The organism is Nostoc sp. LEGE 12454 (genome assembly GCF_056620565.1).
This window is the reverse complement of the sequence record NZ_JBWQXL010000059.1, coordinates 1-24,583: the sequence shown is the minus strand read 5'-3', so window position 1 is coordinate 24,583 and position 24,583 is coordinate 1. Positions and strand designations below refer to the sequence as shown.

Sequence of the window (24,583 nt, the reverse complement as noted above, 5' to 3'; positions counted from 1 at the left end):
GTTTTGACCATACCTAAAATTTATCTATTTTATCTCTTTAAGCCAGAGTTCGCCGCAATTGGGGTTGAATACTCAGCAAGGCGACTAGGGCAAAGCCAAACAACACCAGTAACGCTCCCCCAAAGGTAACATCGCCCCAAGGAGCCTGCATCACTACACTACTTAGTTCCCAATTATTGTGGAAATAGAGATAGCGAATTGGTTCGATCGCATAGCTGAGAGGATTTAAGGTAGCTACAACCTGCAACCACTGAGGCATGAAGGATAGAGGTGCTAAAGCTGTACTCGCAAATAATAATGGTAGGTTAGTGACAAAAATTACTGCAATCAATTCAATGTGTCCGGGTAGAGCAAAAGCTAAACCGAGGGAAATAGCTGTTACACCCAAAGCTAAGAGTAGAACAATTAGAGCGATCGCACTTAAACCAGCTATATTGGGTAGTCCCGCGCCTAAAAATGCGGCTGCTGCAACAATTACGGCAGCTTGCAACAAACTTTGGCTGATGATAAAAATGGCTGAAGCAAAAACAATAGAAAACCGCGATGCCAACGGTGCTACCAGCAAACGATTCAAAAAGCCGAACTCGCGGTCAAACATTACAGGTAAACCAGCATTCAGCGCTCCAGCAAAGGCTGTAAACACAATGATACCAGCAGCTAAAAATTGACCGTAATTTGTTGTATTGCCAAATATACCCTTGGGAGCATTTTGGAACAAAGCACCAAATAGCACTAACCACATTACTGGCTGAATAATTCCAGCCACCAAAGATGAGGGACGGCGTTGCAATTGAATAAACAAGCGACGAGTTAAAGCCAACGTCTCTTGTACCAATTCACCGAAAAAGTTAGGTGCAGTATTAACATCTGCTTGCGGCGATGCTTGCGGCTGCCAATTGATATCAGACTTAGGAGTAACACTCATAGCAATTTTGGATTTTGGATTTTGAATTTTAGATTGGGCACAAGAGGCAGAGGTACGGAGGGGAAAGACTTACTGCTACTTCTCCCCTGCTCCCCTGCTCCCCTGCTCCCTAGCTATCTCATATTCTGCTTCTTCTCAGCTTTGGGATCGCGGGTGGCGACGGCTGCAAGTTCTGCATCCAATAAGGTGCGTCCTGTGGCAGCGAGATAAACGTCATCGAGGCTGGGGCGAGATTGGGCAATGCCAAATATGGGCAACCCAGCGGTATTCAGTGCTTGCTGTATGTTAATCAGAACATCATTCTGAGGTGTCACTACCAAATTGAGTGAATTACCTTGAGCGCTGTTGATGATGACTTCTTGGACAAATGGTAAAGGTTTCAGGAGGTTTTTAGCTTTTTCAGCTTCCTCAACGGGGGAAAACTCGCGGATTCGCAAGGTGATGCGATCGCCCCCTACTTGATCTTTCAATTGCGAAGGTGTACCACTGGCAATTACAACGCCGCGATCTATAATTGCCACGCGATCGGCTAAAGCGTCAATTTCTTCTAAGTAATGGCTGGTAATTACTACCGTCGTCCCAGAGGCGCGTAATTTTCTCAAGAAATCCCAAACCACAAACCGGGTTTCTATGTCAAGCCCTACAGTTGGCTCGTCCAACACCAAAACATCCGGTGCATGGAGCAATCCAGCAGCCAAGTCTAAGCGCTTGCGTAAACCGCCTGAGTAGGTTCCTGTCTTTTTGTTGGCGTATTCTTGCAAACCGAGTAAGTCTAATACCGTCTCAATCCGCTGTTTAGCTACTGCGCCAGGGAGGTGATAAAGTGCTGCTTGCAATTGCAGCAGTTCTTTTCCAGTCAACACCTTATCTATAGCGACTTCCTGAGCTACGTAGCCTAGTCGTTGTCTTGCCACTTTCGGATTATCTAACACAGAGATGCCAGATACTTCGATTTTGCCACCATCCGGTGTGGTCAGCGTACACAAAGCACGCAAGGTTGTAGTTTTCCCAGCACCGTTGGGGCCAAGTAAACCAAAAATTTCTCCTGGTTCTACCTGAAAGGAAACATCCTGGACGGCAACCACTGTACCGTAACGTTTTTGCAGATTTTGAATTAAAACGGCGGGAGCCATGACAGCCGATCCCCAACTATACAAATCTCAATAAAGTCTATCTTTATTGTAGAAGGTAGAGAGCAAGGAAATAGCGCATGAGCGAAAATCTGTAAACAAATTCGCGTCATGCGCTATGCTGCCAAAAATTTTTAATTATTCTAAACAAGTTGCTCGATTGCGTTTGTAGCGAAACAAACCAAATACTACAGCGACTAATCCTAAACCTGGCAGATTTGCAGGTTCTGGAACCTGAACACGAGTGGGAGGCTTAGGCGGATTGTAGTACCTCGTTGGGACATCTGGCAGATCGCCATTAAACAGATAGTTGTGAGACTCACCATTTCCTGTCAAAGAAGCTACCACTACATTGCCGTTAACTTGACCGTTATTGAAATTGAAATTAGCCAAAGGCGCAAGAATAGTACCTTGGATGCCAATTCCACTAGCAGTTAAGTTTGTCGCTTCATAGAAGTTGTAGATTACTTTTTGTTTATCTGCGCCAATGATATTAAACCCAAAGTTTTGTAGTGACACATCCTTCCCGCTGATATTGACAACGATAGTTGAATTTGCGTCCCCCTTTATTTCAAAATAGTTGGTCTTGGAGACAGATGAGCCTGCAAGATTAAAAACATTGAAAGCAGTACCACTGCCACTAAGGTTAATAGCACCCCACGGTTGAACTGTTGTATTACCAGTAGGAGTTAAGGTTGCCAAATATTCAGATAGTCCTCGAAGTTGTTTCCCTGCTTCATTGAAGTCGATGGGATTACTCTGGCTGAGAGTTCCTTGGGGAAATCCCACATTGCTGGATACATTGGCACTGCCTCCATAGACAGCATTACCGTGGTAGATTTGACCGTTGCTCAGAGTTAAATTCTGTCCAGCGACTACTACGTTGCCGCTATTGCCAGAAAGTCTGCTTCCAAGTCCGCCGACGAAATTTATGTTACCGCCAGCAGCAACTTTTCCTTCGATGTCTGTATATTTTTGAGAGATATCTCCCAAAACAAATACATTGTAATCAGAGGCAGCGCCTAACTCAATTGCATTCGCTCTTGCGGAGAAACCCAGCGCTAGAGTTACTACAATCGGAACTGTTACTAACCCCCAAATATAATAGGTTTTTGATTTCATCTTCTAGTTTAGGAATCATCAAGACGATCCTATGGGTATAAATCAAAGATTGCACTAGTCTACTAGCTATTTTTATTGAAGTTTCACATTGGTATAAATACTGTATATTTTTCCCTAACTCATTTGAACAACCGCACATTTACTATTGACTTCATCAATTAAAATTTTATGAAAAACAATTTAGTAGTTCTAACGTTTTTCATAACTTCAAAGTTTTGAGGCTAATATCATTGCAACCGCTAATAAATCCCCCTAGCACCTGGATTTTTTGTAGGTATTCAAGGACAGATTTGGTGATGACTTCTCCCGGCATTAATACAGGAATTCCAGGGGGATAGAGACCTTTATTGTAGAGGGTGGAGAACAAAGTTGATCTGGAATTCAAGTTGCTTTATCAAGAAACTAAACAATAGGTACAGCTAGAGCAGAGGAGCAAAAAAAATCTTTCTCCTTTGTCTTTTTGCTTTTTATTGACAGGATTGGTAATTGAGCAGAACCTAAAAATTACCTATTCATAAATTCCATTTAACACCATACACCGATTTATTGACTAGGACGAATATATCCTTCTGCTTCCAATTTTTTTAAGGCTCTTTGGGCTGCTGCTATTCCATATTTTTTCCCAACTTCATAAGATTCCTGATAAAGTTGGGGAAGAACGGTAATTGTTTTTTGTCCTAAAGGTGTCTGATAAAATCTAATAAGTTGTTTGATTTCTTCATTAGTAAAGTATTTATTATAAATAGGAACAATCTCATTTACAATCTCATCTGATTTGAATTCAGCAGCAAAATTATCCCAAACCTTTTGAGGTACTTGAGGGTAATCGGACTTTAAATCATTTAATAATTGAGTGATGATCTGTCGAGAAATATCTTTCACACCAGTTATTTCAAACAATTTCTTGATATTATTAGTTTTTTCTATTTCTTGAACATTACTACTTGGTGCAATAGTATTAGTTGGACTTTGAGCAAAAGTAGCTTTATTGAAAGTCGTCACTAAGGAAAGTACAACTGCTGCTACGAACAAAAAATTTATCTTCATTGATTTAAATTTATTTTTAAGAGAGGATTATTTAGGTAATTTTTACAAATGAGGAAACATTCTGAGTAATGGTCTAAAATTATTATCCTTAAATTTACCATATAAGTCATTCTTTTACTACCTTTAGGGTGCGTAAACTACTATCAGCACAACCACCGATCAATCCTCCCATTGCCTGGATTTGTTGCAGATAGTCAAGGACGGGTTTGGTGATGACTTCTCCCGGCATTAACACAGGAATTCCTGGGGGATAGGGACAGACGATTTCGGCACAGATGCGTTTATTGGTCTTTGTCAAAGATAGTATTTCACTAATAGCAAAAAAGGCTTCACGGGGAGAACAACATAAAGCATGACACTGTGTAGTGAAAAGCTGCTGCCAAACCTGGTTTTTAACAGTCAAGTTGCTTCGTCGATATTCTTTGGCAAGGGAGGTGAAACCTTGCACTAATTGTTCAATATCGGCTGGAGTGTTACCCAAACTAATGATAAAGGTGAGATGTTGTAGTGAAGCAAATTCAGCAGTAACGGCAAATTTTTCATCCAAAATTTCATCTGCTTCAAATCCGGTTAAACCTAAACCAGAAACAGTCACAGTTAGTCGCGTTTTGTCTAAAGCTACAAAACCGGGAGATCCAGTCAAATGAGGTATTTCTAAAACTGATAATCCAGGAATTTGACTGATTCTGGTTCTAGCTTCTTCAGCAAGTTGCAAAGTGCGAGACATCAGCATTTTTCCGTGGAGTGCCATTTGCTGACGCGCTGCATCTAAAGAAGCTAAAAGTAAATAACTAGGACTGGTAGATTGTACGAGTTGCAAAGCTTTACTGATGCGATCGCAATCTATCCTGTCACCTTGAACGTGCAGCATCGATGCCTGTGTCATTGCACCAAGTACTTTGTGGATGGATTGTACAGTTAAATCTGCACCTGCGGCTAAAGCTGGAGTGGGTAATTCGGGATGAAAGGCAAAGTGTGCGCCGTGTGCTTCATCTACGAGTAGAGGGATATTATATTGATGTGTAATATTGGCGATCGCACTCAAATCTCCACAAACACCGTAATATGTTGGGTAAACTGTCAACACTGCTTTCGCATCGGGATGTTGTTGGAGTGCAGATTCTACAGCATTGGGCGTGATGCTGTGGGCAATATCTAAAACTGGATCGTATTCAGGATGGATAAAAATTGGTATTGCACCAGAGAGAATTAAACCTGCGATCGCAGAAGAATGCACATTGCGAGGCAGAATAATTTTATCGCCTGTGCCACAGGTAGCGAGAATTGCCGCCTCAATCCCACAGGTAGAGCCATTGACAAGGAACCATGTTTGCGAAGCACCAAACGCCTCAGCCGCTAGTTGTTGTGCTTCTTGAATAACGCCTTGGGGTGCAAAGAGATTATCTAAATCTGCTAATTCCGTTAAATCAGCGCGAAAGACGGCTTTACCAAGTAAGTCAGCCAAAGGTTGAGAAATTCCCTCACCTAGTTTATGTCCTGGAGTGTAAAAAGGCGCATGAGGTCTTGCTGCATTGGCTTTTAAGGCATCTAATAAAGGTGCTTGATTTTGATTGAGCATTTTTGAAAAAACGAACCCTCAATGATAAAATTTAAAGTCATTTATAGGCAATGAAAAAAGTTTAACTTTAGACTTGTGTTCTGGACAAAAGTACTTGTATTTTGGACAAAAGTACTTGTATTCTGGACGAAAGTACTTGTGTTCTGGACGAAAGTACTTGTGTGTAAACCGTAGGTTCTTCGAGAGGGGACTATGATGTACCTTATGTGATTAGGAAAGGCTATATAACTTTGTATACGTAGCAGATTATTAGCGTTTACCCTTTAGAAAAAAAGTTTTTGGTTTACTGTTCAGGATTGAGAAAAATTGGTATTGCACGCAGAGGCGCAAAGGACACAGAGAAAGAAGAGACTCGTTACGCAGAATGCTATGCTTGCGTTAAAATCCGTAAGTCCTGTGTAGCTGACTAGATGAGACCTTATCATCAAATTCCGATTTTTGAGTGTGGTGAACCGATAATAGCGATTCCTTTAGAATTGTTTGCGGTGGAATCTCCCCATCCTTATGAAAAATTAGGTGCGCCCTATGGTAGACACTCCCCCTATTATCTCCGTCAAAGCGTCATTGAAAATTTGCTCCAAGCGCAAAATTATCTTCAACTGTTGCATCGCAACTGGCGTATCCAAATCTTTGATGCTTATCGCCCGATCGCAGTCCAGCAGTTTATGGTAGATTACAGCTTCGCCCAAGCAGTGCAGCATAGGGGATTAACTGACATGGAATTATCCCCAAACCAACGCCAAGAGATTTGGGAAGCAGTTTATGCAATTTGGGCTGCACCAAGTTTGGATGAAAAAACTCCGCCTCCTCATAGTACTGGTGGGGCGGTGGATGTGACGCTGGTAGATGATGCAGGGCAAATAGTGAATATGGGTTCGCCAATTGATGAAATGTCAGAGCGATCGCATCCCGATTATTATGCCAATAGCGATCGCTCAGAAACGCAAAAGTATCATGCTTATCGTCAACTATTGCGAGATGTAATGTTAAAAGCAGGCTTTCAACGCAATCCTAGAGAATGGTGGCATTTTTCTGTTGGCGATCAAATGTGGGCTTGGCTGAATAATCAATCTAATCCAGCCAAGCCTGTCACAGCACGTTATGGGCGTCTTCCATAGATGCGTTATGCATCTTGAGGATTCAGTTCTTTTAACTCGTCGGTAGTGTAAGTACCAATAGGAGTCCAAACTAGATAGGGAAGGAGTAACAGCGCCGCCGTTAGAGAATTCGGCAAAACGCAGATTGCCAAAACAACACCTGAAATCAAACCGATTAGCCCAAGAACTTCCCCAACTTTGAGGCTGCGAAACCTCAACATTGTAGGTATATAGGCAACGGTGATAATTTCCACCAAAAGGTACAAAGCCATTAATAGCCAAGTAATTAGGCTTCCGGGATTTTTTTCCCAGACAATATAAGCTGAAGCTGCACCGCAAATAAAAATTACAGTCCAGATAATTGGAATCAACGGCTCAAAAACTAGCCAACGAGGGCGACTTAAGTTTGCAAACCATTTAACATCACGTGGCGTGATGAAGAAACTTCCAAGGGCGACGAAAAAAGTTACAGCCCCAATTATTATCCAAGATGGAATCATAATGCACTCAAGTTTTGTGTATTTTGTCAAGTCATACACTGCAAGTTTGACAATTTAGGCTAGATGTTTAATCATTCCCTGGTGCGATTCTTAGGCATCTTGAGGATTGAGACGGATCATCTGCCAAGTGGTATAAGTACCAATGGGACTCCAGAGCAAATAAGGAACTAATAGCAATGCTGCCCAACCAGAAATACTTAAAACTGCAAGTATCAATAAAGCACAAATTATCAAACCTGTGCCACCGAGAATTGTGCCCACTTTCAGACTGCGAAGCTTAAACATTACAGGCGTATAGGCAATCGTAACTATTTCTAATAGCAGATATAAACCCATGATTAACCAGGTAGAGGTGCTTCTTGGGTCTTTTTCCCAGACAATATAAGCTGACCAAGCACCGCAAATAAATATTACAGTCCAAATAACGGGAATTGCGCCCTCAAAAGTTAGCCATCTCGGTCGTTGTAAACGCTTGAACCATTGGCGATCGCTAGGCGTAATCACGTTCGCGGCTAAAGCAACCAAGAAAGCCACGCCCCCAATCACCATCCAAGATTTAATCATGCCCGTTAGTCCTTTACAAGCGCTATCTATCGCTTAATATCACTCTTTATAGTGTGATTTTGTCAATTTAATTGCTAATTACTCATCATCCCTGAGTTTGAACCCTTCACATCGTTTGGCAGGATTTTAAATTATGGGCATTGGGAATAGCACAAAAAGTAGAAAGGACATGATTCGTGTGACTTTTTTAGTGACACGCAATTTGAATGCTATTTTTCCAGATGCGATCGCCAAAGCGCGTCCTGGTTGGGATAATGTAGCAATGTTGGATGTGCAGCAAATGCACGTTGGAGATAGCTTACAGCGCTGCATTTGGTTCTTAATCCACGCTTATCTGCCAGCCTCCGCCTCAATTAATTATATCTACAGGACTTACGCAACTGGCACATTGAGATCGCTAATAAACAGCACTTTAGTACTATAAAGCTGCACATGAAATGAACAGTCTTGACAGTCCTGCAAGCAAGCTAATAAGTTGCTGTACCGGAACGTACCAATATGGTCGGCTGAGTCCCAGAGGTTATCTATGTCCAGTTTTTCATATGCGACCGTCACGTTGATGGCTGTCTTCAAGTGTACTGCGATCGCCTCGACCACTACCCTCAACCATTACGATTAAGAACGTGAGTATAAATCGTAGTTAATTTTTCCGTATAATAACTACTTAGACTTCTAAGTTATTGATTAGGACGTAGTTTTAAAGTGGTCTGTGGGGTGATAATGCCGGAAGAAACAATTCTGATTGTAACGGATGATGTAGAAGAATCCAGCATTGACGGACAAAGAGGTTGGGGAAGTGTTCAGCAACGCTTGAGTAAGGTAGCAGAGATTCCTGTATCTGTGCTGGAGCAGAATATGAACAGCCTCTTGCGGATAGTGGGGCGATTATTCCAACAAGTTGATCAACAGGTGGGATCACAATCCGATCTTTGCTTGGATGAAGTCACGCTACAAGTAGAAATCAGCGCCAAAGGAGAGGTTAAGCTATTTGCAGGAGGCGAAGCTGCTGGAAAGGGTGTGATTACGCTAAAATTTAAGCGACCGAGCTAGAAGTAGATGGTGAAGAACTGGGCAATTGTCATTGGTATCAACTACTACGAACACTTGCCACTTAAGAAGCATCTAAAGTGTGCAGTACAAGATGCAGAAGCAATGAAAGCGTTCCTGTGTAACAGTGCTGGATTTCCATCTGAAAACATCCTATTTTGTTCTGATCACTCGCAACCTATCAGCAATATCCCCACCCGTCCTTCTCGTACAAACCTACGTCGGATTCTGTTTGAGAAGAGTCTACAGGCTTTTGAAGCTGATAACTTTTGGTTTTTTTTTGCTGGACATGGAATTAGCAAAAACTGGCAAGATTACTTGCTTCCCTGTGACGGCGATGCCAATGATCCCGAAACCGCTATCTCAATTCGAGATGTTGTTGATTGCCTACGTCGTTGCAAAGCAAAAAACATTGTCCTAGTTTTAGATATGTGCCGCGAAGGCGAACTTCAACCAAGTGGTAGTCGCGGAGTTAGTGAAGTGGGCGAAGAAACGATTAAAATCACTCACCAGCAAGGTATCATCACTATTTTTTCCTGCCAACTTGGTAAAGAATCATATGAAATTGCTGAACTCAGACAGGGAGCCTTCACTCACGTTCTTCTCAACGGCTTGCAGCAGAATATGATTTTGCGGCAACTGGAGCAATATCTTAGACGAGAAGTTCCGGCTCTCAACCACAAATACGACAAACCCGTTCAAGAACCGCTGGTCATCCCTGAACCAGGATTGAAATATGACTTGCCTCTGTTTCCAGAACTTGTGAAGACAAAGGGTAATAATAATGACTTAAGGTCTCAGCAGACTGGCACAATCGATGTAGAGAGTCGAGGGCAATTGCAAACTCCTTCACAACGCGACAGAATACAGCAACAAATCCAAGTGTTAGAGGCAATTATCGAGGACGCAAAATCTAACCCAAGCTTTGCAAATGTACGTGAACGTTTTTTGCAGTTAAGGAAAGAGACAACTGACTTTCTCTCAGAAGAAGTCGGCAAAAAAGAAGCCCTAACCTTAGTTATGATATGTCCACGTGGAGACTTTAAAGCTGATAAGGCTCGCCTACTCAATGAGGCGACACAGATTCGCAATTACTTACTCACATTATCCCAGAAACTCAATTGAGAGGAAACTCAGGATGGCATCAAAGAATTTTTCTAGCAAAGAAGTTGATATAGATGTGTTGATTACTGAGTTACGTGATTTTTTTGAAACAAAAAACTACAAAATAGACTATAAACAGGGAACATCAGGAGCGATCATTTTAGATACGAATAAGGCTGGCAAGCCTTATGACTTCCTTGGTCTTTCGCTCAGAGTAACAGTCAGGTTAAACTCTGGATCTGAAGTAACCCGTATTTGGATAGGGAATCAGAAGTGGGTTGACAAAGTTATTGTAGGGTTTAGTGGTTTGATAATTTTTGTTTGCCAGGGAACTATCTACTTGCGTTGCTATAATTTTGGTTTGCTTGAGGTTGGCTTTCTACTTCTGAAATTGTTTTCTATTTTACTAATACTGCTTCCTGCGCTAGGTGCGTATTTGCAGTACAAAGTTACACAGGATGTATGGAATATGATTGAAGATCATGTGGCACTTCGATCCACAGTAAATCCTTGATAACCTTATCTACTAAACTCAGAACGATTATACAAGAGAATAACAATTCAAAAATCAAAAATCAAAAATAATATTAGCGATCGCACTCTACAAAGGATCAATAGCATATATCGTGAGATTTCTGAGACAACCAGAGCTAGGATAAGAAGGTAGTCTGTCGCAGACAAGCTAACTATATGACATCCACATCGCGTGTTGTTCATAGAGACCCCGATATATTGGGAGGAACCCCTGTTTTTATTGGTACTCGTGTGCCGATAAAAACCTTGCTCGATTACCTAGAAGCGGGTGACTCACTGGATGAGTTTTTAGATCACTTTCCCAGTGTCAGACGTGAGCAAGCGATCGCTTTATGCAATAATTCTATTCTTTTTGATGATGAAATCTAATTCCTAAAAAGATGTCGTAAACAAACTCAAAAAAGTCCTTTTTCTGCAACAATCCTGAAGTTTGATAACATCCTTTTTCATCTAACAGGGGCTTCATCACATAATATGCAGGTTGGTAATTATACCAAGGAATAGAAGGCCACAAATGATGAATTAAGTGGTAATTCTGTCCCATAATCAAGATATTGAGAATCGGGTTAGGATAAACGCGAGCATTTTTCCAGCGATCGCGCTCCGCAAAAGGACGATGGGGTAAATAGTCGAAAAATAATCCGAGTGCTATCCCGACTACAAAAGCCGGTATAAACCAAAAATTCAGAATGTAACCCAAAAAGTGGTACTGCACTGAGATATAAACAATTACACCGACAATTAAGCGGCTAATAAACCATTCCAATAGCTCATATTTACGCCACAGTTGCCGTTGAAAGAAAAACACCTCATGGTACAAAAACCGCACTGCAATCAGCCACAGCGGCCCACCCGTAGAGACATAATGATCTGGGTCGTCTTTAGGATGATTGACATGACCATGATGCTGTAAATGCACCCGCGTAAATACTGGAAAAGCAAAAGCTAGCATCAACGCACTGCCATGCCCTAACATCGCATTGATCGTTCGGTTGCGATGGGCAGATTGGTGACAAGCATCATGAATTACGGTTCCAGCACAATGCAAGGCAACAGTATTGACGCAAAAGCATAGCCAGTGCGGCCATTCCCAAAGCCAGTAACCAAAGTTGGATAACACCAGCATGGATACAGCTACAGAAAACAACAGCAGCGTCGGATTGAAATCACCAGGAGGCGCTAAAAATTCCTTGGGTGGGATTGTCAGTGGCTTTTGTGCCTCCGATGCGATCATCTCTAACATTGACTCCTTCTTGAGCAGACATTACGAATATACGATAAATATTATTGAATGATAAAGTTTTGCAAATTTTTGTATAGCAAGATTTATCCACAGCTTTGAATATCAGCAGATGAATAACGCTATGATTCCAGACGAAGCCTAGTCTTTACTGATAAGTGGGGTATGACAATCGGCAAAAAGTTTATGGAACAAACTCCTTCGTCAGGAGGATGGATACAAGATTGATGTACTATATCTAGTCTATCCCACAGCCCCCACTCTCCCATAAACCCTCATCTAACTGCTTATATCTAATTGATATAGCAGTGACTGAAAAGGAGATGCCACTTAAGTTACGATGACTTCCCAGATAGCTCCCTAACTTCAGCCCCTATGCAATTACGAGATTCTCTGCGCCGGACAAAAATTGTCGCTACTATTGGCCCCGCCACTAGCAGTCCTGAAATGCTCAAGGCGATTATTGAAGCGGGAGCCACGACGCTGCGGCTAAACTTCTCCCACGGAACTCATGCCGACCATCAGCGTAGTATTCGCTTAATTCGGCAAACCGCTTTTGAATTAAATCAGCCAGTGGCTATTCTCCAAGACTTGCAGGGCCCAAAAATTCGCTTGGGGAAGTTTGACAACGGGTCTATAGTTTTGGCAAAAGGCGATCGCTTCACCTTGACAAATCGTCCGGTAGTAGGCACGCAAGAAATTAGTTGCGTCACCTACGATTATTTAGCCGAAGAAGTCCCGGTTGGGGCAAAAATCCTCCTCGATGATGGACGAGTAGAAATGGTAGTCGAGGAGATTAACCGAGACAAAGGCGATTTGCATTGTCGGATCACCGTGCCTGGAAAACTTTCTAACAACAAAGGCGTAAACTTTCCCGGCGTTTATTTGTCAATTAAGGCAATGACCGACAAAGACCGAGAGGATCTGATGTTTGGTCTAGATCAGGGTGTAGATTGGGTGGCACTTTCCTTTGTCCGCAATCCCCAGGACATGATCGAAATTAAAGAACTAATTTCTAGTACAGGCAAGCAAGTGCCAGTGGTTGCCAAAATTGAAAAGCACGAAGCCATTGAACAAATGGAGGCGATTCTGGCTTTGTGTGATGGTGTGATGGTTGCCAGAGGTGACTTAGGGGTGGAATTGCCAGCAGAAGATGTTCCGGTACTGCAAAAGCGGCTAATTGCGACAGCAAATCGCTTGGGAATTCCCATCATCACTGCTACTCAAATGTTAGACAGTATGGTGAGCAATCCCCGTCCGACTCGCGCTGAAGTATCGGATGTGGCAAACGCGATTTTAGACGGCACGGATGCGGTGATGCTCTCCAATGAAACCGCGGTGGGTAGCTTCCCTGTAGAAGCAGTGGCGACAATGGCACGAATTGCCGAACGTATGGAGCAGGAAGAAGCCCAACACTTAAATTTACGTTCTTCGAGAGATGCTCGACGCTCCATTCCCAATGCGATTAGTCAAGCTGTCGGTCAAATTGCCGAACAACTAGGTGCAGCGGCAATCATGACCCTAACGCAAACCGGGGCAACAGCTCGCAATGTCTCTAAATTCCGTCCTCACACACCAATTTTGGCAGTGACACCCCATGTAAATGTGGCGCGGCAGCTACAGATGGTGTGGGGAGTCAAACCGTTGTTGGTGCTAGGATTACCTTCCACTGGTCAGACATTTCAAGCTGCGATTAACGTAGCTCAGGAACTTCAGTTACTGTCCCAGGGAGATTTAGTAGTGATGACGGCTGGTACACTCCAAGGGATTTCTGGCTCTACAGATTTGATTAAGGTAGAGGTGGTGACGGCTGTACTAGGTCACGGAATTGGACTGGGGCAAGGTTCAGTGAGTGGTCGCGCACGGGTAGCCAATACTGGCATGGATGTGAGTAACTTTAATCCCGGAGACATATTGGTTGCACCCCGCACTAGTGCCGATTTTGTCGAGGCAATTCGGAAGGCTGCCGGGATTATTACCGAAGATGAAAGTCTCACAAGTCACGCGGCAGTAATTGGGTTGCGTCTTGGTGTACCAGTGATTGTCGGCGTGAAGCAGGCAACGCAGGCGATTCGAGATGGAGCGATTATAACGCTGGATCTGCAACGGGGTTTGATTTACTCTGGGGCGGTGAGAACGGCTTAGAAGCAGGGGAGCAGGGGAGCAGGGGAGCAGGGGAGCAGGGGAGCAAGGGGGAGAAGAATTAATAACCAATACCCATGCCCAATGCCCAATGCCCAATGCCCAATGCCCAATGCCCAATGCCCCATGCCCCATGCCCCATGCCCAATCCCTTTATTAAACAGTTGCGATCGCAGCCCCAAGCCATCCAGCAAAGTTTTGTTGCTGCGTAGAGTTAGGATGCTCAACAGGTTTTACCTGATATCGAGTGGGATGTGGTGATACCAGGGTGATGGAATAGGTACGCAGTTCGTCTTGGTGAAAAACTGCGACTTGAATGGCATCGTTTGGTTGGTAATCTTTGAGGCGATCGCTTAAGCCACCCGCCGTTACCTTAATTCCATCAATTGCTAACAACTCATCACCTGCATCAATTCCCCCTAGTTGTGCAGGTGAACCAATCTCCACAAACTTAATTATTTCCCGTCCATTCTCTGTATTTATTCTCACGCCCAGATAAGGTTCTTCCTGCTGTTCGGCTACCAACTGCAAGCCAAAAGGTTCTAAATACTGATTGAAAGGCAAATCTTCAGTACTATCAATGTAGCGTTTAAAGAAATCAGTCAAATCGATTCCGGCAACAGATTCGATAACTTTCTGCAACTGTTCTGGGGTATAGCCAATTTCATCTTTCCCAAATTGCTGCCACATTTTCAGCATTACGTCATTGAGGGAGCGCTGATTGTGGTGAGTAGAGCGAATCAGTAAATCCAGCAACAACGATACCATTTCTCCTTTTAAATAGTAGGAAATTTGGGAATTACCGCTATTGGCATCCGGGCGATAGAGTTTTATCCAGGCATCAAAACTCGACTCGGAAACGGGTTGTACCTTGCGCCCTGGTGTCATTTCATATTTGGTAATTTCCTTACCCAAGTTATTCAAATACGACTTAACATCATAAATTCCCGCCCGCAAAGGAATTAACAAGTCGTAGTAACTAGTAGTGCCTTCACAAAACCACAATGATGGTGTGTAATTTTCTTGGTCGTAATCAAAAACCTCTAATGCTTTTGGGCGAATTCGCTTGACATTCCACAAGTGAAAGAACTCGTGTGCAACTAATTGCAGAAAGCGATCGTACTTTTCTTGAGCGCGAAACCCAAAACGCTGGTAAATTAAAGAGCAAGAATCTTTATGCTCCAAACCCCCAAAAGCTTGGCTAAATAAATGTAGCAGAAACACATATCGTTGATATGGCAAACCGCCGAACATCTGCGCTTCCACCTGAATAATTTTTTGGATATCAGCAATCAACTGCTGAACTTGGTAATTACCTTTCCCCCAGATTGCCAATTCATGAGGTTTTCCTAATACCTCAAATTTATACAATTGGTGGCTACCAATCTCAAAGGGAGTATCCACCAGAGTATCAAAATCGCCAGCCAAGAAAGTATTTGTTTCCTCACCAACGGGAGGTAAGGCAGTAGTTACCTGCCATTCCGGGTGTGGTGGTACGATGGTGACACGAATGGGTTGCTTATCCCAACCTGGTATTCTAAAAAATAGTGCCGCACCGTTGAAATAACCGTGAGTGGTATCTAAGTGATTGGTTCGTACCGATAGCTCATTCGCAAAAATGCGGTAGCGTACAGTTAATTCTGAGACACCTATTTTGTCTACCTGCCAGTGATTTTTACCGAGCTTCCGCCAAGCTAAAGGCTTATCCTCTGCAAAAGCCTCAAAATCCTGTAAATTCTTCGCGTATTCTCGGATTAGATAGGAACCTGGTGTCCAAACGGGCAATTTTAAATCGAGAATCGATGAGGAATAATCCACAAGGCGTAAAGTCACTTCAAACAGATGGGTTTCTGGTTGGGACATTGCCACCAGGTAATGAATCGTTGACCCAGTTTCCTCAATGTAGGTATTGGGACGAGTTGCTGTTGCTTCAGTCATCTTGTTTGCTGAGGTAATTGTTAATAAGCTACGCCCCACTGCGATCGCGGAGCATTTCATAGAAAAGACAGTAATTCGTAGTTAAGACCTTACAGATAAATCCGCTTACTCTCAAATAAAGATTACACTTTATTTATTTTCCATAACTAAAGTTATAGTACATAAATGCTACACGCAATTTGAGTACTTCAGCGATGTTTAATAGCTGCGATGTCTACGAAGGGCTACGCCAACGCACCAAAAAACCGCACTAGTAAGGCCAAGTCAAAAGTAAGCTGGATAGTGCAGATTCTCCGATTGGAAAACCCATTTTGAAAATATAGTTTTCAGGTACAAACTGTAGATGCTCAAATATAATACCCGTATCCTTGACTTCTCAACAGAAGTCAAAGTTCCATCTACTGAGCATTTATCGAAAATTTAAAATCCATGACCCCTTCCGAGCTAAAAGCATATTTAGACAACCTTATCCGTAAAAACTTGCAAATTAGTACGATGATTTGGGGGCCTCCTGGCATTGGCAAATCAAGCATCGTCGCACAGATAGCTCAAGAGTATGATATCGACTTTGTGGATGTCCGCCTCAGTCAACTCGCGCCCACCGACTTGCGCGGTTTACCCGTTGCCGAAGATGGTATTTCCAAATGGTATCCGCCAGAATTTCTCCCTCGTGGCGGTAAAGGCATCCTGTTTCTAGATGAACTAAATATGGCACCGCCAGCAATGCAGGGAGTCGCGCAACAGTTAATTTTAGATCGAAAAGTCGGCTCCTACGTTGTACCATCAGGTTGGTTTGTCTGGGCTGCTGGCAACCGTAAAGAAGACCGTGCAGCTGTATTTGATATGCCTGCACCTTTAGCAAATAGGTTTTTACATCTGGAGGCACAAGCTGATTTTGACAGCTTTAAAGCTTATGCCTTAGAAACAGGCATACACGAGCAAATAATAGCCTTTCTTTCCTTTCGCCCCACATTGTTGCACAAAATCGATCCCCAGCAACCCGCTTGGCCTTCACCTCGTTCTTGGGAAATGGCAAGTGCGCTACACCACGCAGAATTAGATATTACTCCGGCGGTGGGGGTGGCTACAGCGACTGAGTTTCATGCTTTTATTCAGCTTTACAAGACACTACCGAATCTGACACCTATTTTGGCAGGTAAAGGCGATCGCATTCCTTGGCCTCAAGAACCAAGTACTAAATATGCCACAGCAGTTGGTTTAACAGTGCGGGCTGCTGACGCAAACCAAGCTTACAACGCTTTTATTTGGCTTAGTCAAGTTGCAACAGCCGAATGGGTGCAGTTATTTGCTGTGGATTTATTTCGAGTCATGCGGAGTAGGGGACATCTGGGTGTTTTGGCGCAATTAGTCCAGAAAGACCCCAAATTGCAGCAGTTTATGAAAGATTTTCAACAGCTAATGGGTTTGTGAGCGAGACATAACAGATGAATAATGAAAATAGCTCCCGGATTATCAGTGCTTCTGTGCTGCGTTTGCGGATGAAGTCGCCATTTTTCGCTACCCTGGCATTGTTTGCTCGCTTCCTTCCTTCGCAGCAACTACCAACTGCTGCCACTGACGGCAAAGATATCTTTTTTAATCCAGAGTATTTGCTTTCTTTACCCCCCGCTCAACAGGATGGACTGCTACTGCACGAAGTTTTACACGCTGCACTGCTTCATGTGCCGCGCCGGGGTGTGCGTGAAGCAGAACTGTGGAATATTGCCGCAGATATTGTAGTCAATGGCATTATTAGCCAACAGGGTGTATTTGAACTGCCTCCGGGAAGACTGCGAGAACCTAAGCTGGAGCATTTGAGTGTAGAAGAAATTTATGAATTACTGTTAAAGAATACTAATGATTCCGTAAAACTACTGCATCCCGATCTAAAACACATTGTTCTAAATTAGCTGCTGTTAAATCGGCACTTACTAATTCAGCTTTTTGGAGGTCGGCTTGCACTAGTTGGACACGAGGCATATAAGCATAACAAAGATTAGCTCCTACCAAAACTGCACTTTTCAAGTTAGCTGCATCCAGCTTTGCTTCGTTGAGATTAGCCTCACTTAGATTCGCTGCACTCAAATCAGCGCCCTGCAAATCAACTCTTGCTAAATTCGCTCCTCTCAAGTCTTGTTCGCTGAGATTTGCCCAACTGAGATTAGCTCGATACCAATCAACTTCTTTGATTACTGCCTGGCGTAAATCACTACTATTGAGATGAGCGCATCTTAAGTTGGTTTGAGTCAGGTTTGCACCACGCAAGTCTGCTTCTATCAAATTGGCTTTGCTTAGATTTGTCTGGTAAAGATTTGCATTTTTGAGGTTAGCTTTTTCTAGATTAATTCCTGTTAAGTTGGCTTGACTAAGGTCAGTATTTTCGAGGTTTACCTGAGTGAAATCACGCTCTCCAAGTTGATAAGCTGCTAGTAATCCCTCAGCACCGCCAATTTCTCGGAATGATGTTAAAGTATCTTTTTTTGGAAGCATAATTATGAATATTTGAGTGTGAAGATAAAATGGCGTTGCTGATTAAGAGGGTGAATTTATTTTCACGCAGAGGCGCAGAGAGTTAGAGGAGATTTAGAAAAGGTAGAGGGTAATCCCTGGTCTAAAATCTCAAATGGATGGTATGAATTTTAAGATGAGGAGAGATTCTGCAATCTATCTTTTGCTGCTGCCCGAACTAGCTGATTGCTGTCTTGTGCTAGTTGAATGAGGATTTGTTGAGTAGCTTGGGGATTTTGAGCTACGGCTAGCCGTTCTAACCAGGAGATAGAAAGGCTTTTTTCTTGTAGTAATTCCTGTGAAATCTGGGGTTGATTTAAAGCAATAAAGCTAACTAAGGGAAACTGGGACTTAGCATAATGATTGAGCGTCACAGCAAGGCTATCAGGATGACGTGATAGAAAATCAGGATTCAGTTTCAAATAATGTGTAGCATATTCCCCACAAAGAATACGCTCTACAGCCTCTTTTAGTAAGCTGGGATTCAGCATTGCTTTTTCACGCACTTGGTCTGAGTACTTACTACCCGCTAGTTTTTCTAGAATCTCTGGTGATAGGTTAGTTTTTTGTGCGATGTGCAACAGAACGTCATAGTTCTTATCTTCGCCTAGTTGTTCCAGGATACTAATTGGTGTAGTGGGGTTTTGGGCTACTGCTTCACGAACTTTTGTTTCTGCTGATTGAGCTAGTTTTTCCAAGCAGCTTACAGGGGTGCTGAGGTTTTGCGCTACAGCTTCACACAATTTAACTTCACTAGATTCAGCAAACTGTGTTAGAAAATTAGCAGGCAAATCAAAACGTCGAGCCAGAAAAAGACAAGCCGCTTCTCCCCCATCCTGTGCTAATCGCTGCAAAATGGTTTCGAGGGGACTGGTACTTTCTTCTGCTAGGATATCTAAAATACTCTCCGCTTCAGGGTAGTTATATTTTTTGCTAGACATTTGATAAGCGATCGCTCTACTTACCCATACGTCTCTAGCTAATTGCTTAAACAGAAGGCTTATTGGTGTATTAGGATTTTTGGCAACCCCACAACGAATCGCAGAAGAGTCATCCTGAGCTAACTCTTTTAAAATGCTGACTGGTGCATTGGGATTTTCAGCAACAGATTCACGCAGTCGTTCATCAACGCTTTTGGAGAATTCTAAGAGCATTTCAGGCGGTGTATTGGGGTGTTCGCCAACAGTCCGGGGGTCTTTTTGTGCTAACTTTTCCAACACATCAGGAGGGGTTTTAGGATTCTTCCTAACCGCTTCGGCAGTATATTCTCCTTGTTGTTCTCCTATTACCCTAGCAGCAGCATTAGCAACATCCATATCTGTATCATTTGCTAGGTCTTTCACCACATTTAGGGGTGTATTGGGATGTTGAGCGACTTTAAAACGAATTCTTGGGTTTTGATCTGTACTCAAACTCTCCAGAATATCGGCAGGTGTATTAAAATTAAGAGCAAGACTAAAGCAAGCTTGCTTTTCAGTGGCAAATTTTCGTAGAGTCTCTGTTGGAGTATTGGGATTTTTGGCTACTTCGCCCCTTGTCCAATCATCAGTATGGTTAGCTAAGTGTTTAAGAACATTGGGAAACGTGGCAGGAGAATGAGCAAGTCTTCTACAGAAAAAGTCTTTGTAGCTAAAGTTTTTTACGCAATATTCAACGATAAATTCTGGGATAGGGCAAATCTGAGCTAAAACCACAAGAGAGCCTGTATCTACTTTATATTGGTGACGTGAAGACATGATGCCTTGAATCACCTTTCTGACTCTTTCCTCATATTTCTCTGTTAATTCTCCAGCCAGATTGATGTGCAGACGGGCAGATTCCACAACTTGAGGATGTCGGCTTTGAGTTAATCGATTTAACACGCCTTTGGGAGTTTGGACATTTTTAACTAAGCCCAGTTGCACTTCCAAGTCCGCCTGATCTGCTACTTGCTCCAAAATATATACTGGAACATTTTCCTGCTTGAGAATGCTTCGCAAGGTAGGTAAGGGAATTTCTGCAACTAGATTGAGATTTTCCAAAAGTAGCAATGGAAACACAGGATTATCTAGCAATTGGGACGGAAATTCTGCTCCCAGTTTCAAAAGTACATCAGATGGGGTGTTGGGGTTGCCTGCAACGGACTGACGGGTTATTTTGTCGGTAGATAATGCCAGTTCCCGCAACAGTTCAGGGTCAGTACTAGGTTCTGCTGCTAATAATTGTGCCTGGGTGACGTTTTTTGTCAGGGGTGGAGTGGTGTCATCCATTGGTCTAAATTTGTGAACTACTTACACCTCTAATAAGCAAGCCAACCGAAGCATCTTGTCGGTTGACTTACTTAATACCAAAATTTGTATCGCTGAATAAATAAAACAATTACACTTTGCCAGCCAAGTTCATCAACTGTTTGAAGTTCACAAGATAAGTGATGTTGTTGGCGCTATCAATTTTGATCCACCCTTTTTCATGCAGCTTTTCCATGATTTTGGTGGTTTCTTCAACACCGATTTCTGTCACCTCTGCTAAATCTTTAAAGGGAATGTTAAAAATTTCTCTTCCTAAGTCTGATTCCTGACCATAGCTTTCACCTAAAGTCACTAGAGTATGAGCGAGTTTAACTGCTGGTGGTGAAGACCGCATTTGCAAGCGCACGTTAATTTGCCGCAATCGCCGCACCATCAGTTGCAACATCCGGTGATGTAACTGCGGGTCTTTAAACAATATTTGAATAAACCGCTCTCTGGAGATACTCAGCAACTTCACGGGTGAAAGGGCAATGACATCAGTTGAGCGTGGAGATTCATCCAAAATTGCCATTTCTCCAAAAAAATCGCCACGCCCAAAAATTGCCAAAGCTACTGAATCTTCCCCGACGGTACGCCGGACTTTGACCCAACCAGAAACCACGAAGTAAACGGCGTTACCCCAGGCATCTTCCATCACAACGGCTCGCCCAGATGGGTATTCATGTTCAATTGCAACGTTGAGTAGCCATTCCAAGGTCTGTGGGTTGGCTGTACTCATTAAGGGGAAAAGTTCACTAAAAACCTCAGTTAGCATGAAATATTTGCAACAATAGGATTCAAGAGCGGGTAACTAACTTTGCTACTATTAAGTTTGTTTAAACCGTAATCTTACTCAGAATACGATCGCAAAATTTGTATTTATTTAGAGATGAATCTCTAAGCTTTATCAGTCTAGGATTCCATTACAACATAACAATTATGTATGCGAACGAAATCAGCGTTTTCACCTACTGACTGATGATTTACTCTTTGTTGGTAGATTGCTATCTAGTGCCAGTATTTTGATCTGTTGGTCTAAATTTTTCACTAATTGATTCAGGGCAACTAAAGCCTCTAATTGCTGAGAATCAAGGCTAGGATTCACTAAAAGTTGTTCTTGTAGTTCATGTAACTTAATGCTTAGTTGCTGAGAAATTCCTAAAGCATCGCGGCCTATACGCGTCAATTGTTGTTGTTGATAGAATTTTAATGCTGCTCCCCGCAATACTTGGAGCGTTGCCTCTTCGCCGTAGATTCCCGGCATGACTCGCAAGCGTAATAATAAGCGATTTTTTTGATATATGTATTCCTTTTCTACCTGTTTTGGTTCTGCAAGCGTGGTTACAGGCAGGGAAGCAAACCGCTTTAATTCATTCAGTACTCCTTGAAAAACTGAGAGCGGCAGTTTGTCTAATACAGACTGCAAAACTCCATTGTCACTCCACAGTATTCTGCCTTCGTAAGCTTGTCTTTCTAAGTACAGCCGACCAATTCCCCCAGCGAAGATTCGCCCTAGTAATTCTTCTAGTAATTTTTTTGGTGGCAGTGTTGTTAGCAATTCAATCGGATTCAGTAGTTCGGAAGCTTGTGTGGGAAAAATAGGTAAATTGTTTGATGATGTGGGTTCAGAATCCTCTCCCGATTGAGTTCTGGAAATAGGGGTGAAGAACGTCGTAGTTTGAGATGATTGGTCTAGCTCTGGGATAGGAGGCAAGTCTACCCGCTGTCCAGAATTTTGACGCTTTTGTGTCTGGAACCCCATCAATACTGGTTGTTGATTTGATTCTGAGTCGGCATCTAGGGAAGGACTAGGTATGTCAGTAATCGTAGCTGGGCTATTTGTTGGGGGAAAGTCCACTGTTGGCTGATGCACTTGTTGGGCATCTAGCTGGGATATATTCTTATGGTTGAGGTAGGCTGATAGTATTCTGCGGTGAGCATCGGCTGCGATCGCCTCAATCACCATTGTGCAATTTATATAAGACAAAATGCGACCAACATAATCTAGGGCTTCGCTCTCTTCTGGATAAACCATACCTAGCAAGAGGTTTTTGTCTTCTAATCTAAAGGGTAAAATCTGGTGGTAGAGGCAAGCTTCAAAGGACAAAAGATTATCAATCAGGTGGAATATTTCTTCGCGATCGCCTTCTTGCTCCCACCTAGTTTGAGCGGCAGTTAGCATTTGCTGTCCATTTGCTACGGTATCATTTAGTTCGCCCTTTGAAGACAACATAGATTTGATTCGTTGGTGTTTACTTATATTTTGCCTCTAATTCAATAGGTAGTTAATAAAGATACTTTGTTAAATTGTTAAAATTCCAATTATATATACTTAAGTAAATGTAAGTAAAGTATGAATTTTATATTAGGCACTGGTGATAATACTGAAAATTGGGCACAAGAGTGGTGTTAGCTGATAGCTAGGGTTGAGCCAGTGCTGAGTTTTATTTATCTCCTTGTCTTTCGTTCTTCTGCCTGCTCTGCTCCCTATGCTCCATTTTCCACTACAGGCTACTCTTGAGTTCTTAAAGCTTGGGCTGCAAGATAGACTTTCGTCCATTCGCCTAGCACTTGATGGGTTTTGAGTTTTAACTGTTCGGCTATGGCTTCTATTGAATTACCTGTTCTCCGTAAATCTAAGATTTGCCGCCCTAGAGGAGTCAATTTTTCATCAAGTTGCTGCCATTGGTTTTGGGTTAATCCTAAGTTATGTTCTTGCAAGGAAATTGAGAGCCAGTTGTCTACAAGTTCTGGATTGCCTTTGAGGGCAAAAACACGTACAGCATGGTAACTAATTTTTTCTCGCAGACGGTAGACTTCTTTAGTCGGCTTATTCAGTTTTTTGGCGATCTCTTCCTGGGACTTACCTTGCAGATACAGTCGTAGCCATTCCACTGCTTCTGTGCCGAGATTTTCTTGTAAATAATTTTCAAATTCTTTTTGTACTGACTGGCGCAACCCCTGTTGTTCTTCTAGTTGTTGTGCTTCTTGATATTCTGCGATCGCCTGACTATCGACTAAGTTAACTCGATTGTCACTGTCGTCTGTAAGAACTTCTTCTGAGACTAGTCGAACCAAATCACGTCCTGGCACTTGGGTTAAACCACCGCGCTGAGTGCGACGCAAATAATTCACAAATCGATAAGCTAATAGGGGTTGATTGCGTACCGGCCGCAAACAATATTCTTCTAAACTGGCAAATAGCAGAGCATCTCCCAATCGTCTATCACTTGTATATTTGCCAATATCAGCCATTTGCTGTTGCATCTGGCTGTCGTTTTGGAGTAATTCTTGGAGTACTTCTTGTAATACATCCATTACACTACGCTGGCGATCGCGGCTGAGGGAAACCCAAGTCTGAATCTTATTCCGTAATGTTACTAAACTCCCCAATCGGGTTATCAAGTTGCGATAAGCACGTTCTCGCCCCAACCCCAAGTAGCGTTGACGTAAAATCTTCCAGCGATATTCCATTGCTTGCTTGGCGATATCGAGTTCTTTAGGATTATACAGATCGAACCGTTTTGAGTCAGATCCCAACAGCCAGAGAATAATGCTGTGCCTCGTGGCTTCATTTTGGTCTGGACATTCCACAGCCAAGCGCTTTTGCCAATCTAGAGCCAGTTTTTCCACATCTATTGTCATAGTGAGATTGCATTCCTCGAAACTCAATTTTGAAGTTTGCATTACAACCCCCATTCGTCCCACCTAATGGGACTTAGACAAAATAGAGGAGTAAAAAGGGGTATAATTCTTTTTCAGCCTAGCTTTCACGTCAAAGTAAGCTCCCATGAAAGAGACAACTCCCGCCGCCATGCCTCCATGCTTTGAAAAATGGT

At 42.8% G+C, this 24,583-nt stretch carries 22 protein-coding genes and 2 pseudogenes; 9 read left to right on the top strand and 15 right to left on the bottom strand.

The genetic code is table 11. The annotated features are described in order from the left end of the window. Nucleotides 1-37: 37 nt before the first annotated feature. The 6 genes and pseudogenes from AC1F2U_RS31430 to AC1F2U_RS31405 all read right to left on the bottom strand — a co-directional run bounded on the left by AC1F2U_RS31430 (nucleotide 38) and on the right by AC1F2U_RS31405 (nucleotide 5,803). Nucleotides 38-925, bottom strand: coding sequence for an ABC transporter permease (locus tag AC1F2U_RS31430; protein WP_480264678.1), 888 nt, complete (start codon nucleotides 923-925; stop codon nucleotides 38-40). A 113-nt stretch (nucleotides 926-1,038) separates the two neighbouring features. After that, nucleotides 1,039-2,058 carry an ABC transporter ATP-binding protein gene (locus tag AC1F2U_RS31425; protein ID WP_480264677.1) on the bottom strand — a complete coding sequence of 340 codons (1,020 nt, stop codon included), beginning with the start codon at nucleotides 2,056-2,058 and terminating at the stop codon, nucleotides 1,039-1,041. 135 nt (nucleotides 2,059-2,193) lie between these two features. Beyond that, nucleotides 2,194-3,177, bottom strand: a complete 984-nt coding sequence (locus AC1F2U_RS31420; RefSeq protein WP_480264676.1) for a choice-of-anchor A family protein — start codon at nucleotides 3,175-3,177, stop codon at nucleotides 2,194-2,196. A 199-nt stretch (nucleotides 3,178-3,376) separates the two neighbouring features. Then, nucleotides 3,377-3,514 (bottom strand): annotated as a pseudogene (locus tag AC1F2U_RS31415) (Orn/Lys/Arg family decarboxylase); the annotation flags it as partial. A gap of 206 nt (nucleotides 3,515-3,720) precedes the next feature. After that, nucleotides 3,721-4,224 carry a DUF2059 domain-containing protein gene (locus AC1F2U_RS31410; protein ID WP_480264675.1) on the bottom strand — a complete coding sequence of 168 codons (504 nt, stop codon included), beginning with the start codon at nucleotides 4,222-4,224 and terminating at the stop codon, nucleotides 3,721-3,723. 106 nt (nucleotides 4,225-4,330) lie between these two features. Further along, entirely contained in the window at nucleotides 4,331-5,803 is a 1,473-nt protein-coding gene (locus AC1F2U_RS31405) for an aminotransferase class I/II-fold pyridoxal phosphate-dependent enzyme (RefSeq protein ID WP_480264674.1), read from the bottom strand. Nucleotides 5,804-6,213: 410 nt separating this feature from the next. Here AC1F2U_RS31405 and AC1F2U_RS31400 point away from each other — a divergent pair, with 410 nt between their 5' ends. Then, entirely contained in the window at nucleotides 6,214-6,921 is a 708-nt protein-coding gene (locus AC1F2U_RS31400) for a M15 family metallopeptidase (RefSeq protein WP_480264673.1), read from the top strand. Nucleotides 6,922-6,926: 5 nt separating this feature from the next. On the opposite strand, the gene AC1F2U_RS31395 is transcribed toward AC1F2U_RS31400, so the two are convergent. Next, complete coding sequence (locus AC1F2U_RS31395) at nucleotides 6,927-7,400, bottom strand: TspO/MBR family protein (RefSeq protein ID WP_480264672.1); 474 nt, start codon at nucleotides 7,398-7,400, stop codon at nucleotides 6,927-6,929. Nucleotides 7,401-7,490: 90 nt separating this feature from the next. Beyond that, on the bottom strand, nucleotides 7,491-7,964 hold the full coding sequence (locus tag AC1F2U_RS31390) for a TspO/MBR family protein (protein WP_480264671.1): 474 nt from the start codon (nucleotides 7,962-7,964) through the stop codon (nucleotides 7,491-7,493). 163 nt (nucleotides 7,965-8,127) lie between these two features. Here AC1F2U_RS31390 and AC1F2U_RS31385 point away from each other — a divergent pair. The 5 genes and pseudogenes from AC1F2U_RS31385 to AC1F2U_RS31365 form a co-directional block, all read left to right on the top strand. Next, nucleotides 8,128-8,388: pseudogene (locus AC1F2U_RS31385) on the top strand (chorismate mutase); the annotation flags it as partial. Between the two features lie 296 nt (nucleotides 8,389-8,684). After that, the gene (locus tag AC1F2U_RS31380) at nucleotides 8,685-9,014 is read left to right on the top strand and encodes a Pepco domain-containing protein (protein WP_335060523.1); all 330 of its coding nucleotides are present in this window, start codon (nucleotides 8,685-8,687) and stop codon (nucleotides 9,012-9,014) included. A gap of 6 nt (nucleotides 9,015-9,020) precedes the next feature. Next, nucleotides 9,021-10,136 (top strand): caspase family protein, encoded by a 1,116-nt coding sequence (locus AC1F2U_RS31375; protein ID WP_480264670.1) that lies wholly within the window; start codon nucleotides 9,021-9,023, stop codon nucleotides 10,134-10,136. 13 nt (nucleotides 10,137-10,149) lie between these two features. Further along, the gene (locus tag AC1F2U_RS31370) at nucleotides 10,150-10,629 is read left to right on the top strand and encodes a hypothetical protein (protein WP_480264669.1); all 480 of its coding nucleotides are present in this window, start codon (nucleotides 10,150-10,152) and stop codon (nucleotides 10,627-10,629) included. A 176-nt stretch (nucleotides 10,630-10,805) separates the two neighbouring features. After that, nucleotides 10,806-11,018, top strand: coding sequence for a DUF433 domain-containing protein (locus tag AC1F2U_RS31365; RefSeq protein ID WP_480264668.1), 213 nt, complete (start codon nucleotides 10,806-10,808; stop codon nucleotides 11,016-11,018). Here AC1F2U_RS31365 and crtR read toward each other — a convergent pair. Next, nucleotides 10,993-11,883 (bottom strand): beta-carotene hydroxylase, encoded by an 891-nt coding sequence (crtR, locus tag AC1F2U_RS31360; RefSeq protein ID WP_480264687.1) that lies wholly within the window; start codon nucleotides 11,881-11,883, stop codon nucleotides 10,993-10,995. The two genes, AC1F2U_RS31365 and crtR, sit on opposite strands and share 26 nt — an antisense overlap. A gap of 381 nt (nucleotides 11,884-12,264) precedes the next feature. Between crtR and pyk the strand changes: the two genes are divergently transcribed. Next, complete coding sequence (gene pyk, locus AC1F2U_RS31355; protein ID WP_334843125.1) at nucleotides 12,265-14,034, top strand: pyruvate kinase; 1,770 nt, start codon at nucleotides 12,265-12,267, stop codon at nucleotides 14,032-14,034. Nucleotides 14,035-14,187: 153 nt separating this feature from the next. On the opposite strand, the gene AC1F2U_RS31350 is transcribed toward pyk, so the two are convergent. Then, entirely contained in the window at nucleotides 14,188-15,969 is a 1,782-nt protein-coding gene (locus AC1F2U_RS31350) for a M61 family metallopeptidase (protein WP_480264667.1), read from the bottom strand. A 429-nt stretch (nucleotides 15,970-16,398) separates the two neighbouring features. Between AC1F2U_RS31350 and AC1F2U_RS31345 the strand changes: the two genes are divergently transcribed. Continuing rightward, nucleotides 16,399-17,400 carry an ATP-binding protein gene (locus AC1F2U_RS31345; protein WP_480264666.1) on the top strand — a complete coding sequence of 334 codons (1,002 nt, stop codon included), beginning with the start codon at nucleotides 16,399-16,401 and terminating at the stop codon, nucleotides 17,398-17,400. A 14-nt stretch (nucleotides 17,401-17,414) separates the two neighbouring features. Next, entirely contained in the window at nucleotides 17,415-17,879 is a 465-nt protein-coding gene (locus tag AC1F2U_RS31340) for a DUF2201 family putative metallopeptidase (RefSeq protein WP_480264665.1), read from the top strand. Here the strand turns inward: AC1F2U_RS31340 and AC1F2U_RS31335 are convergent. The 5 genes from AC1F2U_RS31335 to AC1F2U_RS31315 form a co-directional block, all read right to left on the bottom strand. Further along, entirely contained in the window at nucleotides 17,824-18,459 is a 636-nt protein-coding gene (locus AC1F2U_RS31335) for a pentapeptide repeat-containing protein (protein WP_480264664.1), read from the bottom strand. The genes AC1F2U_RS31340 and AC1F2U_RS31335 overlap by 56 nt on opposite strands. Nucleotides 18,460-18,608: 149 nt before the next feature. Then, on the bottom strand, nucleotides 18,609-20,726 hold the full coding sequence (locus AC1F2U_RS31330; protein WP_480264663.1) for a hypothetical protein: 2,118 nt from the start codon (nucleotides 20,724-20,726) through the stop codon (nucleotides 18,609-18,611). Between the two features lie 109 nt (nucleotides 20,727-20,835). After that, the gene (locus AC1F2U_RS31325) at nucleotides 20,836-21,519 is read right to left on the bottom strand and encodes a Crp/Fnr family transcriptional regulator (protein ID WP_099101639.1); all 684 of its coding nucleotides are present in this window, start codon (nucleotides 21,517-21,519) and stop codon (nucleotides 20,836-20,838) included. Nucleotides 21,520-21,708: 189 nt separating this feature from the next. Next, nucleotides 21,709-22,977: a GspE/PulE/PilB domain-containing protein gene (locus AC1F2U_RS31320; protein WP_480264662.1), complete on the bottom strand. Its 1,269-nt coding sequence runs from the start codon at nucleotides 22,975-22,977 to the stop codon at nucleotides 21,709-21,711. Between the two features lie 278 nt (nucleotides 22,978-23,255). Beyond that, on the bottom strand, nucleotides 23,256-24,443 hold the full coding sequence (locus AC1F2U_RS31315) for a HetZ-related protein 2 (RefSeq protein ID WP_480264661.1): 1,188 nt from the start codon (nucleotides 24,441-24,443) through the stop codon (nucleotides 23,256-23,258). Nucleotides 24,444-24,583: the final 140 nt, after the last annotated feature.

Coding starts and splice junctions, on each gene's coding strand:
- AC1F2U_RS31390 (WP_480264671.1), bottom strand. CDS start 7,964: ATGATTAAATCTTGGATGGTGATTGGGGGCGTGGCTTTCTTGGTTGCT.
- AC1F2U_RS31345 (WP_480264666.1), top strand. CDS start 16,399: ATGACCCCTTCCGAGCTAAAAGCATATTTAGACAACCTTATCCGTAAA.
- AC1F2U_RS31430 (WP_480264678.1), bottom strand. CDS start 925: ATGAGTGTTACTCCTAAGTCTGATATCAATTGGCAGCCGCAAGCATCG.
- AC1F2U_RS31330 (WP_480264663.1), bottom strand. CDS start 20,726: ATGGATGACACCACTCCACCCCTGACAAAAAACGTCACCCAGGCACAA.
- pyk (WP_334843125.1), top strand. CDS start 12,265: ATGCAATTACGAGATTCTCTGCGCCGGACAAAAATTGTCGCTACTATT.
- AC1F2U_RS31340 (WP_480264665.1), top strand. CDS start 17,415: ATGAATAATGAAAATAGCTCCCGGATTATCAGTGCTTCTGTGCTGCGT.
- AC1F2U_RS31410 (WP_480264675.1), bottom strand. CDS start 4,224: ATGAAGATAAATTTTTTGTTCGTAGCAGCAGTTGTACTTTCCTTAGTG.
- AC1F2U_RS31400 (WP_480264673.1), top strand. CDS start 6,214: ATGAGACCTTATCATCAAATTCCGATTTTTGAGTGTGGTGAACCGATA.
- AC1F2U_RS31320 (WP_480264662.1), bottom strand. CDS start 22,977: ATGTTGTCTTCAAAGGGCGAACTAAATGATACCGTAGCAAATGGACAG.
- AC1F2U_RS31325 (WP_099101639.1), bottom strand. CDS start 21,519: ATGCTAACTGAGGTTTTTAGTGAACTTTTCCCCTTAATGAGTACAGCC.
- crtR (WP_480264687.1), bottom strand. CDS start 11,883: ATGATCGCATCGGAGGCACAAAAGCCACTGACAATCCCACCCAAGGAA.
- AC1F2U_RS31370 (WP_480264669.1), top strand. CDS start 10,150: ATGGCATCAAAGAATTTTTCTAGCAAAGAAGTTGATATAGATGTGTTG.
- AC1F2U_RS31375 (WP_480264670.1), top strand. CDS start 9,021: ATGGTGAAGAACTGGGCAATTGTCATTGGTATCAACTACTACGAACAC.
- AC1F2U_RS31405 (WP_480264674.1), bottom strand. CDS start 5,803: ATGCTCAATCAAAATCAAGCACCTTTATTAGATGCCTTAAAAGCCAAT.
- AC1F2U_RS31380 (WP_335060523.1), top strand. CDS start 8,685: ATGCCGGAAGAAACAATTCTGATTGTAACGGATGATGTAGAAGAATCC.
- AC1F2U_RS31420 (WP_480264676.1), bottom strand. CDS start 3,177: ATGAAATCAAAAACCTATTATATTTGGGGGTTAGTAACAGTTCCGATT.
- AC1F2U_RS31425 (WP_480264677.1), bottom strand. CDS start 2,058: ATGGCTCCCGCCGTTTTAATTCAAAATCTGCAAAAACGTTACGGTACA.
- AC1F2U_RS31395 (WP_480264672.1), bottom strand. CDS start 7,400: ATGATTCCATCTTGGATAATAATTGGGGCTGTAACTTTTTTCGTCGCC.
- AC1F2U_RS31350 (WP_480264667.1), bottom strand. CDS start 15,969: ATGACTGAAGCAACAGCAACTCGTCCCAATACCTACATTGAGGAAACT.
- AC1F2U_RS31315 (WP_480264661.1), bottom strand. CDS start 24,443: ATGGGGGTTGTAATGCAAACTTCAAAATTGAGTTTCGAGGAATGCAAT.
- AC1F2U_RS31365 (WP_480264668.1), top strand. CDS start 10,806: ATGACATCCACATCGCGTGTTGTTCATAGAGACCCCGATATATTGGGA.
- AC1F2U_RS31335 (WP_480264664.1), bottom strand. CDS start 18,459: ATGCTTCCAAAAAAAGATACTTTAACATCATTCCGAGAAATTGGCGGT.